This is a genomic window from Rhodobacter sp. NTK016B, assembly GCF_017303295.1.
Classification (GTDB): domain Bacteria; phylum Pseudomonadota; class Alphaproteobacteria; order Rhodobacterales; family Rhodobacteraceae; genus Pararhodobacter.
Genome location: NZ_JAFKOK010000003.1, coordinates 160,575 through 173,909 on the forward strand (window position 1 = coordinate 160,575; position 13,335 = coordinate 173,909).

At 64.4% G+C, this 13,335-nt stretch carries 13 protein-coding genes and 2 tRNA genes; 7 read left to right on the forward strand and 8 right to left on the reverse strand.

Annotation, left to right across the window (positions count from 1 at the left end; all coding sequences use genetic code 11):
• Positions 1 to 34 precede the first annotated feature (34 nt).
• Positions 35 to 111, forward strand: a tRNA-Arg gene (locus tag JI664_RS05130).
• Positions 112 to 330: 219 nt separating this feature from the next.
• Here the strand turns inward: JI664_RS05130 and JI664_RS05135 are convergent.
• On the reverse strand, positions 331 to 1,605 hold the full coding sequence (locus JI664_RS05135; RefSeq protein WP_207012648.1) for a histidine kinase dimerization/phospho-acceptor domain-containing protein: 1,275 nt from the start codon (positions 1,603 to 1,605) through the stop codon (positions 331 to 333).
• Positions 1,602 to 2,255 carry a response regulator transcription factor gene (locus JI664_RS05140; RefSeq protein WP_207012649.1) on the reverse strand — a complete coding sequence of 218 codons (654 nt, stop codon included), beginning with the start codon at positions 2,253 to 2,255 and terminating at the stop codon, positions 1,602 to 1,604. The genes JI664_RS05135 and JI664_RS05140 overlap by 4 nt, the downstream gene beginning before the upstream one ends.
• Positions 2,256 to 2,374: 119 nt before the next feature.
• Here JI664_RS05140 and JI664_RS05145 point away from each other — a divergent pair, with 119 nt between their 5' ends.
• Both JI664_RS05145 and JI664_RS05150 read left to right on the forward strand, forming a co-directional pair.
• On the forward strand, positions 2,375 to 4,015 hold the full coding sequence (locus JI664_RS05145; protein ID WP_207012651.1) for a phosphoethanolamine transferase: 1,641 nt from the start codon (positions 2,375 to 2,377) through the stop codon (positions 4,013 to 4,015).
• Positions 4,015 to 4,410, forward strand: coding sequence for a diacylglycerol kinase (locus JI664_RS05150; protein WP_207012652.1), 396 nt, complete (start codon positions 4,015 to 4,017; stop codon positions 4,408 to 4,410). Before JI664_RS05145 ends, JI664_RS05150 begins: the two co-directional genes overlap by 1 nt.
• Positions 4,411 to 4,727: 317 nt before the next feature.
• Here JI664_RS05150 and JI664_RS05155 read toward each other — a convergent pair whose 3' ends face one another.
• Positions 4,728 to 5,327 (reverse strand): TetR/AcrR family transcriptional regulator, encoded by a 600-nt coding sequence (locus JI664_RS05155; RefSeq protein ID WP_207012654.1) that lies wholly within the window; start codon positions 5,325 to 5,327, stop codon positions 4,728 to 4,730.
• 74 nt (positions 5,328 to 5,401) lie between these two features.
• Between JI664_RS05155 and JI664_RS05160 the strand changes: the two genes are divergently transcribed.
• On the forward strand, positions 5,402 to 6,232 hold the full coding sequence (locus JI664_RS05160; RefSeq protein WP_207012656.1) for an inositol monophosphatase family protein: 831 nt from the start codon (positions 5,402 to 5,404) through the stop codon (positions 6,230 to 6,232).
• On the forward strand, positions 6,225 to 6,863 hold the full coding sequence (locus JI664_RS05165) for an NADPH-dependent F420 reductase (RefSeq protein WP_207012657.1): 639 nt from the start codon (positions 6,225 to 6,227) through the stop codon (positions 6,861 to 6,863). The genes JI664_RS05160 and JI664_RS05165 overlap by 8 nt, the downstream gene beginning before the upstream one ends.
• Before the next feature lie 167 nt (positions 6,864 to 7,030).
• Here JI664_RS05165 and JI664_RS05170 read toward each other — a convergent pair whose 3' ends face one another.
• Positions 7,031 to 7,738 (reverse strand): helix-turn-helix transcriptional regulator, encoded by a 708-nt coding sequence (locus JI664_RS05170; RefSeq protein ID WP_207012658.1) that lies wholly within the window; start codon positions 7,736 to 7,738, stop codon positions 7,031 to 7,033.
• A gap of 81 nt (positions 7,739 to 7,819) precedes the next feature.
• Here JI664_RS05170 and JI664_RS05175 point away from each other — a divergent pair, with 81 nt between their 5' ends.
• Together JI664_RS05175 and JI664_RS24215 are read left to right on the forward strand one after the other, a co-directional pair.
• Entirely contained in the window at positions 7,820 to 8,224 is a 405-nt protein-coding gene (locus JI664_RS05175) for a VOC family protein (protein ID WP_207012659.1), read from the forward strand.
• A 224-nt stretch (positions 8,225 to 8,448) separates the two neighbouring features.
• Complete coding sequence (locus JI664_RS24215; RefSeq protein WP_207012660.1) at positions 8,449 to 8,601, forward strand: hypothetical protein; 153 nt, start codon at positions 8,449 to 8,451, stop codon at positions 8,599 to 8,601.
• Positions 8,602 to 8,676: 75 nt separating this feature from the next.
• Here JI664_RS24215 and JI664_RS05185 read toward each other — a convergent pair.
• From JI664_RS05185 to JI664_RS05200, 4 genes are all read right to left on the reverse strand, one after another.
• A tRNA-Glu gene (locus JI664_RS05185) sits at positions 8,677 to 8,751 on the reverse strand.
• Positions 8,752 to 8,975: 224 nt separating this feature from the next.
• The gene (gene recJ, locus JI664_RS05190; protein ID WP_207012661.1) at positions 8,976 to 10,721 is read right to left on the reverse strand and encodes a single-stranded-DNA-specific exonuclease RecJ; all 1,746 of its coding nucleotides are present in this window, start codon (positions 10,719 to 10,721) and stop codon (positions 8,976 to 8,978) included.
• 10 nt (positions 10,722 to 10,731) lie between these two features.
• Positions 10,732 to 11,697, reverse strand: a complete 966-nt coding sequence (glpX, locus tag JI664_RS05195; RefSeq protein WP_207012662.1) for a class II fructose-bisphosphatase — start codon at positions 11,695 to 11,697, stop codon at positions 10,732 to 10,734.
• 238 nt (positions 11,698 to 11,935) lie between these two features.
• A complete protein-coding gene (locus tag JI664_RS05200) occupies positions 11,936 to 13,234 on the reverse strand; it encodes a homoserine dehydrogenase (RefSeq protein ID WP_207012663.1) in 1,299 nt (432 codons plus the stop codon).
• Between the last annotated feature and the right edge of the window lie 101 nt (positions 13,235 to 13,335).

Genomic DNA, 13,335 nt, shown 5'->3' on the forward strand with positions numbered 1-13,335 from the left:
CCCTCAGACCTTTCGCCTATACGAAGGCTGCGCTGCACCCATAGCTCAGCTGGATAGAGCGCTGCCCTCCGAAGGCAGAGGTCTGAGGTTCGAATCCTCATGGGTGCGCCATTCCCCGGAAATTTCCAAATAGATCACTGACATTTTGTTCAGTTTCCATTTCGTGGGGTTCTGTTTCCTGTCTTCCGCTTTCGTTCCACCCCGCGATTGCCCCCGTGATCCGCCAAACGGGTGCTGGGCGCTATCTCGGGCGGACGTGCGGGGCCTTGGGCTTTGTTCTTCGCCATAGCACGCTCAGGCATCGTCAATTCTTGCCGCTGAGGGTTGAGCTTAGACTGACGAAGGCGGCGGCCCCGAGCGATCCACCAGAGCGGCGAAATTCAGAGTGACGGTGACGACGCCGTCCGCGATCTGATGGTCCAGACCGATGCCCATCGCGCGCGAGAGCGCCTGCACGATAGACAGGCCCAGTCCTTGCCCGGTCGACTCCGCCCCTGCCGAGAAGCGCGAGAAGGCGAGGGGAGGCGTGCCTGCGACCGGGTTGGCGATGCTCAGTGTTCCTTGCGGCGTCAGGCGCAGTCTCATCGTGCCGTCACCGTGTTCCTGAGCGTTCTCCATCAGGTTGCGCAACAGGATCGCCAAGGCGTCAGGGTCGACGGCGACCGCGCAGGTTTCGAGATCCCCGTCATCGAAGAAAATCGCTGCGGGGTCATACGGGCTGATCTCTTTGCGTAGCAGATGGACAAGACGCACGAGGTCGGTGGGCCCCTTGCCGATACCCACGCCCGCCTCCAGCCGAGAGAGCTGCAAAAGGCGCTCGACCCGACGGGTGAGCGCGTCGATCCCCGTGATCGCCGCCTGTGCGTCAGGATCGGCGGACAGGTCCAGCCGCGCACGGATCGCGGCCAGCGGGGTGCGCAATTCATGCGCCGCATTGGCGATGAAGTCGCGCTCGGACTGGCGCAGAGCGGCGATGCGGGCCAGATAGGCCGAAACGGAGACCGCCAGCGGCCGGAGTTCGTCGGGCAGGCCATCGGGGTCCACGGGGGAGAGGTCGTCGGGCGTCCGTGCCGCGACCGAATGGGCGAGGCGCGACACCGGTGCGGTGGCCTGCGCGGTCAGGCGACGCAATCCCCAGAGCAGGAGCAAGCCCAGCGGAACGATCAGCAACAAAAGCGCCGAGGCCGCTTCGATCGTCTCTTCGCGACGCCAGGCCTTGCTATGCGCGATCTCGATGACCGCGCCATCGGCTTCGCGGCGCAAAATGCGCCATCCCTGGCTTTCAAAGAAGCCATTGCCATCGAGCGCCGGCCAAGGTGCGACCGGCGCGGGCACATCCATGGGAAAGACCCGCAGCAGCCTTTCGCCATCCGCCGTCGTAACCCCCCAGCTTCGCGGGATCGGCGTTTCGCTGGTGGCGTCGAGCGACAGGATCGTGGTTTCGACCAGCGCTTGCAGTTCTTCGTCGAACATCTCGTCGAATTCGTGGTTCAGCGCGACAAGTGACAGGGCGACCGTTGCCAGCCAACCCATCGCCACCAGAGCCAAGGCACGCCGCGTGAGGCGCCGTCCGAGCGACCAGCGGCGGGCAGAGCGGGGCTTCATAGCAGAACGTATCCCAAACCGCGCCGCGTTTCGATCACGCCTGCGCCAAGCTTGTTGCGCAAGCGCGAGACATAGACCTCGACCGCGTTTCCTTCGATGCTGGCATCGAAAGCATAGAGGGCGTCTTCGAGCGCCGGTTTCCCCAGCACACGGCCGCGCGCCCCGAGAAGGGCGTCGAACAGGGCCCATTCGCGAGCGGTAAGGCGGATTTCCTCGCCGTTCCGCCAGACCTTGGCGGCGCCGCGATCGACATCGAGCTCTCCCAGATGAAGGCGGGTCGCGGGGGCGTTCTGCCCGCGCCGGGCTTGCGCGCGCACACGGGCGAGCAACTCGCGCAGGTCGAAGGGTTTCACGACGTAATCGTCCGCGCCGGCATCGAGACCAGCGATGCGGTCGGTGATCTGGTCGCGCGCCGTGGCGATGATCACCGGGGTGCGGTCTCCGGCCTGACGCCGCGCTTTCAGCACCTCCAGCCCCGACCGATCGGGCAAGCCCAGATCCAGAACGACGCAGGCGTAGTCCGCAACCGCCATCGCCGCTTCGGCCGTGGCAGCGTCGGGAGCGTGATCGACGGCATGTCCGTCCGCCCGCAGCGCGCGCAGCACGCTGTCGGCGAGATCGGCGGTATCTTCCACAAGCAGAAGGCGCATGAGCGGTCTCTACTGCCAAGCCGTCGGACGTGCGAGAAAAATTTGTGTCCCGGTGATGTTCGTAAGTCTGGCGCAAGGTTGGTCGCCGATAACCCGGGCGATTCACCGGAGCAGAGCCCATGACAGAGACCCCCGAACCCAAACGCTATTTCCCGCGCCCGCGGATTGGCCATCTTACCCTCAATCTGTTGGTGACAGTCTATGTCATGGGCGTGCTCAATGTCGGGGTCTGGAGCCGGTTGCTGGACCTGTTCCCCGACCGCCCCTGGAACGTTGCCTTGTTCCTCGTGGCATTCTCGGGCCTGACCTTTCTGACGCTGGAGCTTCTGGGCCCTTGGCGGCTGCAGAAGCCGGTGGCGGCGGTACTGATCCTGCTGGCGGCCTCGGCGGCCTATTTCGAGCGCACCTACGGTGTTCTCGTCGACCGTGAGCTGGTCAGAAGCGTGTTCGAGACCACGCCGACCGAAGCGCAGCACCTGATCACGCCCGCGGCTGTGGGCTGGATCTGCCTCACCGGCATTCTACCCGCGGCGCTGGTTTTCTGGCCCCGCGTCACGCGCGTGGGGATCTGGCATCAGCTCTGGCGTTGGCCGCTTGCGGTTGCGCTGTCGGTGGTCGTGGTGCTGAGCGCGCTCTTTGTCGATTACGCGGCAGCCTCGTCGACCCTGCGCGCGCATAGAGACATCGCCGGGGCATATCAGCCGGGCGCGACGCTTGCGGCTTTGGTGCGTTTCGGCAAAGAGCAATTCACCAGCGGCGAACGCATCGTCTTGCCAGTGGGTACGGATGCCGTACCCGGCCCGCATCTGGAAGAGACGTCCGCGCCGGTATTGCTGGTTTTCTTCGTCGGAGAGACGCTGCGCGCCCAGAATTTCGGGATCGACGGCTATGACCGCGATACCACACCCGGCCTGCGCGACCGTGAGGTTATCAATCTTCCGGATGTGCAGTCCTGTGGCACGGCGACGGCGGTGTCACTGCCCTGCATGTTCTCGCCCCTGACGCAGGCCGAGTACAGCCGTGACGGCTTCCTCGGGCGTGAGAACCTTCTGGATGTGGTGGCGCGCGCCGGTTTCGATGTGCGCTGGAGCGACAACAACACCGGCGATCAGCACGTCGCCGCGCGCTTCGGCTGGGCGCGGGTCGATGAAACGCTCGATTCCGCTGCCTGCGAGACCGAATGCACCGATGAAGTCTTCCTGCCGTTGATCGAGCAGACCGCCGCGACGATCACCCGGAATACCGTTCTCGTCCTGCATATGATCGGCAACCACGGCCCGGCCTATTCGCTGCGCTACCCCCGCGAGCGGGCTCAGTTCACGCCCGATTGCCAGACCTCGCAATTCGCCGATTGCAGCCGCGAGGAAATCGTCAACGCCTATGACAACGCGGTGCTGGAAACCGATTACGTCCTGTCGCAGGCCATCGATATCCTGCAGGCGTCGGACCGCGTCACGCCGGCGCTGTTCTTCGTGTCCGACCACGGCGAGTCGCTGGGAGAAGGCGGGCTGTACCTTCACGCGGCCCCGATGTTCATGGCCCCCGAAGAACAGACTCACGTGCCGATGCTGATGTGGCTGGACGCACGGTTCAGCGCCGCCATGAATCTCGACGACGCCTGCTTGCGCGACGTGGCGCAAGAGCCCGCGAGCCATGACATGGTGTTTTCCAGCATTCTGGGCCTCCTCGACATCCAGACCGAGGCCCGCGATCCCCATTTCGACCTCGCCGCGACCTGTCGTCCGGAGGAGCATGCGTGATGTCTCATGCCGAAGAGACCCGAGATCCGACGATTGTCGCACCGCGCGGCGGGGTGCTGCACGTGCTCGACGCCGCGCGGTATTCGGCCGCCGGCTCTCGCCGCCTGATGAAGGAAACCGCAGCGCGGCTCGAACTATCGGCCGGTATTGGTATCGCGCTGGCCTATCTGCTGACCGGCGCCGCGCTCTGGCACTGGTTGGCCACGGGATTTCTGCTGGCGCTGGTTCTCGCGGTCGAGGCGCTGAACACGGCGATCGAGGTCCTTTGCGATCGCGTTTCGCCGGAATGGTCGCAAGCGGCGAAGGATGCAAAGGATCTCGGATCGCTGGCAGTGGCGCTGCTTCTGCTGGTCGCCGGCGGCTTCGTGGCCTCTGGGTTGATCGGCCTGATCTGATTTCGCGATGAACTCACCGCAGATTGAAACGCTGCGGATCGGCGGATGAGCGGTGTCTCCGGAGACGATGACTCCGGCGACACCGGTTGCTGCAATGGCGCGCCAGTCTTGCAGTGCGGCTGCAGCGCTTCCACTGACAGGACATCCGCCGTCTGGCGCGAAGCAATCACTGCATTCCTAATCGAATGGTCGTACTTTGTGGCGGAAGGAACGTGAGGGACATTATGAGCGTCCCGCGTGAGCGCGGTCGTTCCGGACACCAGTCTCGCTCCACGTCTCGACCAATGCCTAAAAGGCGGCGCCGCGACTTTCGGTGGTCACGCGCCTTGCTCAAGATAGCCGAACACCGCACGCCGAACACGCGATGACAAGCCGATAGGATCGACCTCTCCTCGCGCGTTTGCTGCATCAACCATTCCGCGAATGATGGCCATGATGTCCAGCGACGCTTCCATTGTGTTTCCCTCATACCCGTTCGCATCAAGACCGCGTTGAAGATGCGCCAACACTCTCGCGGCTAGTTCCCTCAACGCGGGATCGGGCGGAAGCCGGCTTTCTTCGGCGTCCAGTATCCGCGACAGTCTCGGGCGGTGTTGTTGGTGCCGGACGGCGATTTCGATGACTTGCGACAGCGCACAGGCTTTCGACGCACCAGAGAACGCCTCGTCAATATCGGCGACCAGCTCGGCAATCCGTCGAAAGGTCAGTTCCCGGGTGATCGCGTCCTTGTTCGGAAAGTACTGATAAAGCGATCCAACGCTGACCCCGGCCCGCCGAGCGACGGCGTTGGTCGAGTATTCGGCCAGACCGCCAGCCTCCAGAATGCGAGCAGCGGCCTCCAGGATGGCGTCAACCGTGGCCGCGGATCGGGTTTGACGCGGTGTTTTGCGCACTGTCAGGGCATCGGTTTTGGCCATCGTCAATGCGAGTTTCCAATGTGAGCGATAGCTCGTAAATATTGTGAAACCCGAAAAACCGCAAGAAGGCGCAGATGCAAAAGCCTGACATCCCCTCAGAGTTATCAAAAGGCGCCGAAGCCGCAGTGCGCGAGGCGGGCGCGGCAATTCTGGCGCGCTTTTCACCGGATTCACGCCCCAAGGACCGGCAAGACATCGGCGCGTTGATCGCAGCCAATGACGCCATATCGATGGCGATACTGGTCCCTCGTCTTGAGGCGCTCGTTCCTGGCTCCAAGGTGATCGAAGACGAACTCGCGACGGGCGGGTTTGGGACTGGTGACTTCTGGGTGGTCGACCCGGTCGAAGGCGCGATAAACCAGATCCACGGATTGCCGGATTGGTGCATCACCGCAACCCTCATCCGCGATGATGCTATCACCCTGACGGCGGTCTTTTTGCCGCTTCAGAATGACCTCTACACCGCGATTGCAGGCGGAGGTGCATGGTTGAACGGGCACCCGATAAGAGTCTCGAACAAGCCGGACCTGAACGGTGCCATGATGGGAACCGGACAGGCGGCGCCCGGCGAAAGCGCAGACATCCATGCCCGGATCGGCGCCTCGGTGACAGCGATGCTGGGGAATGTCCTGACTGTGCGCGTTTCGGTCCCGGCGACGCTGCAATTGGTTCAGGTCGCAGCCGGGCGTATGGACGGATTCTGGCAGTTCAGCGGCGTGCTTTCCGGGCTGGTGTCGGGTGCTTTGCTGGTGTCCGAGGCGGGCGGGCGGGTGACGGATTGCGCAGGCGGGGACTGGACCCTTCACGCTCGGGACTTCGTCGCCACGCCGCCCCAATTCACAAACGGCGTTTGCGCTGCTCTCTCAGAAATATCAAACTCTTACGAAGGTGGCTTGGATGACTGAGATAGCAATTCTGGGCTCGGGCCGGGTGGCGTCCGTTCTGACCAAAGGTCTGCTTGACGCAGGTCACAGCGTCACTCTGGGGCGCCGCGATCCGGAAAGCCCCCGCCCGGAATGGGCCACGCAAAGCCTTGCAATTGAAACCACGGCGGTCGCGATAAGCCGCGCCGAGATTGTCATTAACGCAACGCCGGGAGAGACCTCGATCGCGTATCTTGCGCCGCATGCAGACGGGTTGAGGGGCAAGGTCTTGTTGGATGTGTCCAACGCGTTGAAGCGGGATGACGCTGGCCACCCCGCCGGGCTGCTCTACCCCAACGGCAGTGTTGCGTCGGCGTTGCAAGACACTCTCCCTGATGTACGTGTGGTCAAAGCCCTGAACACGATGTTGTTCATCGTCATGGCCAATCCGGGCCTGCTGTCGCGCCCCCCGAGTGTTTTTCTGTCAGGCAATGACCCGGATGCGAAAATGCAGGTCCGAAGTCTTTTGACGAATCTCGGCTGGGCAGAAGACATGATCGAGGATCTAGGCGGGATCGCGACCGCCAGCGGACCCGAGAGCTTCATGCTTTTCGTACCGCCTTTGATGGCACGCGATGGCATGATCCCCTTCGCGCTCTCGATCGCGCGTTGAGCACGAAATAGGGATGCGCGCGGCTAACCGCGGGGGGTTATTGGCAGGGCCGTTTGTCGCGCCCTGCCCATACCCGTCATTTGCGCGAGCCTCAGCAGAGGACGGGTGTTCAGCCCAAAACTGCCCCTCGATCAAGAAGGTGGTTTTGCCGATGCTGCCCCAAGACGCTACACGTTGCGGTCCCCAGCCCCCATTGCCCGTCCTTGCTGGGCGCGCCACTGCCGCATCATATCCATCCTCCGTTTGGACGGCCGTCGTTCGAGAACCTCGATATGGGACATGCGCTCAAGCCGGAAATGGCGCAGGGCATCCCGTTCCTCGCACCAGGCTATCAACAGGCAGCGGGTATCCTCGTAGCCGAGCAGGATAGGCCAGACGTGGCGCAGGCTGATCGTCCCGTCGAGCGCCCGATAGCTGAATGTCACCACGCGCCATCGACGTATGGCCTCCCTTAGGCAAGTGGTATTCAGCGTCGCCCCGGGGGCGGTCGCAATCGGCTTCACACCCAATGCGGGCTGCTCCAGCACCGTGCGGCTGGACTCGGGCAGGGACAGCCGGATCTTTGACAAGGCGTCCAGCGCAAGGCGGGCCAGCGCCTGATCCGGATGGCGGCGTACCCATTGCGCGCCGAGGGCAAGCGCTTCGGCTTCGTCGGGGGTGAGGGCCAGGGGACGCATTTCGTAGTCATCGTCCAGCGTGTAGCCGAAACCGGCGGTGCCTTGGATCGGGACCCGGCGACCGATGAGGTCGGTGATATCCCGGTAGACGGTTCGGCGCGACACTTCGAGCTCTTCCGCAATGGCGGCGGCCGTCACGGGGCGCGGCGTGCGACGCAGGATCTGGATGATCTGAAAAAGACGGTCCGAGCTGCGCATCCGGTTTCCTGTTGCCACAATGCTGTCAGCAGGACCTCTCTAGAAGCGCTGTCGACCGGTCAAGGGCCGGCAGAAAAGGAAATGACGATGATACTTGCTTCTGTCCGCCTGATCGCGCGGGATGTCCGAGGTCTTGTGGCCTTCTACGAAACCGTCATGGGTGCGAAAGCTGACTGGCTGGCCCCCGTCTTCGCAGAGATCGTGACGCAGGGCGCATCGCTGGCCATCGGTTCGGAAGAGACCGTGGCACTCTTTCAGGAAGGCAGTGCCGAGGCTGCGGCGAACCGCACGTCCATCATCGAGCTTCAGGTTGAGGACATCGACGCAGAATTCGCGCGTCTGAAGACGCTGAACGTCGTCCATGCGCCGAAGCTACTGCCTTGGGGAAACCGGACGTTTCAACTCCGTGACCCGGAGGGAAATCTCGTCAGCCTCTACATGCCGGAGACCGAGCTGGCAAAGGCGCGATTTGGCTCAAGGTCCTAGGGCCCCGGCAACCACCTCCGGGCGGGACTGAGAGGTGGCTCCGCCACATCCGCTGTCGGCTTCAAGGCAATTGTGACGATCAGCCATTGTCGATCATGAGCCGCTCATGTCTTCGGGTTGGCTGCGGGCCCTCCCCAAAAGCCGGGAGGGGCCAGTTTTTCTGCTCATAGCGGCCACAGGTGTAGACCGTAGCGCACGGCCGCGCCTCGCCCAGCGTGCTCTGGATGACCTGTCCTGCCGTGATTGCCGTCGTGTCGCTCGAAGCACGTGGCTCGATCAAAACCATTGAACAACGTTTCGCGAAGACATCGAACAGCGTGCGTTCCAGCCGAGCGCCTTCGACGTTTGAAGGATCAGCTTTCAAGGAAAATGCATGAAACACATTACAGGGCGCAATTCTATCAAAGCGCGCGGCAGTATAAAGCAATCATTTCAAAGATTTGCTAGAAAAGTGGCAGCCCGTAGGGGAGTCGAACCCCTCTTTCCAGGTTGAAAACCTGGCGTCCTAACCGATAGACGAACGGGCCACTTTTGCGCTTTCTGCGATGCTTGTCAGCGTTTCGCTTCCGGCGTGAGGCGGTGTTTAGGCTAGCGTCCGGGCGGGCGCAAGGGGAATTTTTCGCCTTCGTGACAACTTTTTTCGTCGCGCGCGACAGACCTTTTCGGGGCCCTTTGTTTGGCGCTTGTGACATGGAAGTCAGCAGCTTGCAGGGCGCTGAGCCGGTGGTTTCAGGACGGTCTTCAGCGATGTTCAGGCGGGGGCAGCGTCGTCGAGGCGAAGCTGGACGCGGTTGCGCCCGCCCCAGGAATTGATCTCGACCTTGCCCGCTAGGTGCCACAGGCCCGGGGCGCGGCGGGCGAGTGCGGTTCCCAGCGGCCCGTCGAAAGCGCCAAAGGCGATAGCTTCCAGCGAGGCCCCGGCCGGGTCGCCGAATCGCAGCTTCAGATGGCCGGTGCCGATCTGACGCGCATCGAGAATCGACACCGACGGAAAGGCGAAACGCGGGGCAGGGGCGCCCTGTCCGAAGGGGCCGGCCTGTTCCAGCGTCTCGACCATCTCGACCGTCGCGCCGCCCGGCATCAGCAGCCCGTCGAGCCGCAGGTCGCCCGCGCCACCCTGTCCGGCGCCCTGTTTGGCAAGCAACTCGCCCAGCCGATCCATCGCCGCGTCGAGCTGATCGCGCGCCACGGTCAGGCCCGCCGCCATACGGTGCCCGCCGCCTTTGAGTAAGAGCCCCTCCATCGCAAGCCGCTGGATCGAGGCACCCAGATCTACGCCCGCGACCGAGCGGCCCGAACCTTTGCCTTCGTCCCCGTCGAGCGCGATGACCACGGCGGGGCGGTTAGTGGCCTCTTTCAGCCGCGCGGCGACGATACCGATCACGCCCGGGTGCCAGCCTTCGGCGGCGGCCCAGACCAGCGGGCCATCGAGGCCGCGGAACTCGGCTTGCGCGAGCGCCTCCTCGCGCACCGCCTGTTCGATGGCGCGGCGGTCGTCGTTGAGCAGATCGAGTTGCGCTGCGATCTTCTGCGCCTCGAAGGTATTGTCGGTCGACAGAAGCCGTGCGCCGAGATCCGCAGCGCCGATCCGCCCGCCCGCATTGACGCGCGGGCCCAGAACGAAACCCAGATGGTAGGGGGTCGGCGCCTGATCGATCCGGCCGACATCGCTGAGTGCGACCAGACCGGGCCGCCCGCGCTGCGCCATGACCTTGAGCCCCTGCCGCACGAAGGCGCGGTTGACGCCGATCAGCGGCGCCACATCCGCCACCGTCGCCAGCGCCACGAGGTCGAGATAGCCCATCAGATCGGGGCCTTTGACGCCTTCGTCGCGCAGCCGGCGGTTGGCTTCGACCAGAAGCAGGAAGACCACGCCCGCTGCACAGAGATGGCCCAGATCGCCTGATTCGTCCTGTCGGTTGGGGTTCACGACCGCCAGTGCGTCGGGCAAGGTTTCGCCGCCGAGATGGTGGTCGATGATGACAACATCGGCGCCCTTGGCGGCTGCGACGGGGCCATGCGAGAGCGTGCCGCAATCGACGCAGATGATCAGCCCGTGATCTTGCGCCAGTGCTTCCATCGCCGGTTCGTTGGGGCCGTAACCCTCATCTATCCGGTCGGGAATATAGAGCGTGGCGTCGTGGCCCATGGCGCGCAGCCAGCACAAAAGCAGGGCCGAGGACGCGCCGCCATCGACGTCGTAATCGCCGAACACCGCGATTTTCTCGCGCGAATTCAGCGCGGAAAGCAGGCGGGTGGCGGCTGTCTCCATGTCGCGCAGGCGCCGGGGATCGGGCAGCAGCGCGCGCAGCGAGGGGGCGAGGAAATCGGCGGCCTCCTCAGGGGGGACCTGACGATGGGCCAGAACCGAACACAGTGCCAAAGGCAGGCGCGTGGCTTGAGCCAGCGCCTCGGCCTGTCGTTCCCTCTCGGTGCCCGGGCCGACCCAGCGTCGGCCCGTCAGCGATGTTTCAACGCCAAGATAGGCAGTCGTCATCTAACCGCGATCATTTCACCGGGTTGCGATAGACCATGCGCCGCACCGAGCCGGTTTTCGAGCGCATGAGCAGGGTTTCGGTTTCGATCCAGCCGGGCTCGCGCTTGATACCCTGCACGATCGAGCCATTGGTCACGCCCGTGGCCGAGAAAATCACGTCCGCCGTCACCAGTTCGTCGCGGGTATAGACGCGGTCGAGTTCGGTGATGCCGGCCTTGGCCGCGCGCCCGCGCTCGTCGTCGTTGCGGAACAGAAGCCGGCCATACATCTGGCCGCCCATGCATTTCAGCGCGGCAGCCGCCAGCACGCCCTCGGGCGCACCGCCCGACCCCATATACATGTCGATGCCGGTCAGGTGCGGCTCGGCGCAATGGATCACGCCCGCGACGTCACCGTCGGTGATCAGGCGGATCGAGGCGCCGGTCGAGCGGATCTCGCGGATCAGATCTTCGTGGCGCGGACGCTCAAGCACGCAGCAGGTGATGTCGGTGGTCTCGCAGCCCTTGGCCTTGGCCAGAGCGCGCACGCGCTCGGCGGGTTCCATGTCCAGCGTCACGGTGTCGGTGGCATAGCCCGGGCCGATGGCCAGCTTGTCCATATAGACGTCGGGCGCGTGCAGCAGCGTGCCGCGCGGCGCCATGGCGATCACGGTCAGCGCGTTGGGCATGTCCTTGGCGGTCAGCGTGGTGCCTTCGAGCGGGTCGAGGGCGATATCCACTTCGGGGCCGTTCCCGTTGCCGACTTCTTCGCCGATGAACAGCATCGGCGCCTCGTCACGCTCGCCTTCGCCGATCACAACGACGCCCTTGATGTCCAGCATGTTGAGCTGGTTGCGCATGGCGTTCACGGCAGCTTGGTCGGCGGCCTTTTCGTCGCCGCGGCCAATCCAGTCGGCGGATTCCATCGCCGCCTGCTCGGAAACGCGGGCAAGACCCAGCGACAGCATGCGATCGTGAAACAGGGGGGAGTCGGACATGATCATTCCTTGATTGAAACCGGGCGCGGGTTGCGCGTCCTGCATAACGCGGGCGTGGGGGCGGGACAACGCTGGTGCCGCTAACGACCGCGCCGGATGGCAAAACGTGTCAAAACCGATGCGCCCCGCTTCAAGCAAGAGCATGGCAGGGATGGGGCGATTCCGGGCGCTTGCGTGGTTTTGTCGCGCCAAGAGGGGGGAAGGGCGGCGCACTTGGCCGCCCGGTTCCCGCCCGCGCTCAGACCTCTTCGATGCGCAAAGCGACCGGATCGCCCACGACGACGCCGGTTTCGGCGAACTTCGCCAGCGCGAAGGCGATATCGTCGGACGAGGCCTTGTGCGTAACGATCAGAACGGGCGCGTCGCTGCCGTCATGCGAATACTGCCGCATCCGCGCGATCGAGATCCCGCTTTCGCCCAGAAGCGTGGCGATCTTGGCCAGCGCACCGGGCTTGTCCAGCAGCGTCATGCGCAGATACCACGGCGCGCCTGCGCTGACGACGGCGGGCGGCGCATCGGTGAGCGTCTCGGCGGGCTGGCCGAAGACCGGCAGCCGCAGGCCGCGCGCGATGTCGATCACGTCGCCCATCACCGCGCTGGCGGTCGGGCCTTCGCCCGCCCCGGCGCCGCGCAGCACGATCTGGCCGACCGAGTCGCCTTCGATCACCACCATGTTGGTGCCGCCCTGAAGCTGGCCCAGCGGATGCGTTTCCGGCACGAGGCAGGGCGTCATGCGCTGTTCCAGCCCGCGCCCGGTCATCTGCGCCACGCCCAGAAGCTTGATCGAATAGCCCATGTCGCGCGCCAGACGGATATCGTCGAGCGAGATCGAGCCGATCCCCTGAAGCACCACATTGTCGAAATCGACCTCGGTGCCAAAGGCGATGGCCGAGAGCAGGCTCAGCTTGTGTCCCGCATCGATGCCGCCCACGTCGAGATTGGGATCGGCCTCCAGATAGCCCAGCTTGAACGCCTCGTCGAAGAGCACGTTGTAGCCCTGACCGGTGGCTTCCATCCGCGTCAGGATATAGTTGCAGGTGCCGTTCATCACGCCCATCACACGGGTGATGCGGTTGCCCGCAAGCCCCTCGGTCAGGGCCTTGATCACCGGGATGCCGCCCGCGACGGCGGCTTCGAAGCGCAGCACGCGGCCATTGGCCTCGGCCAGCCGGGCCAGTTCGGTGCCGTGACGCGCCAGCAGCGCCTTGTTGGCGGTGACGACGTCCTTGCCGTTCTTCAGGGCGGTTTCAACGAGCGCCTTGGCCGCGCCGTTCTCGCCGCCCATCAGTTCGATCACCACATCGACATCTTCGCGGCGCCCCAGGGCCACGGGATCGTCCTCCCAGCCAAAGCCCGAGATATCCGCGCCGCGTTCTTTGGTGCGCGAATTGGCGCTGACCGCGACGATCTCGATCGGGCGACCGCCCCGGCGCATGATCATCTCGGCATGGGTCTGGACGATCTTGACCACACCGATACCGACGGTCCCGAGACCGGCGATGCCCAGACGCAAGGGGGCGGAAGTAGGGGACGACATGAAAAGCTCCGGATTACCTGCCCGCGCGGGGGCGCGGGCGTCGCGCTTGGATTATCCGAGAGCCGCCACAGGCGCAATGCGCCGATAGCCATTGCGGGCGC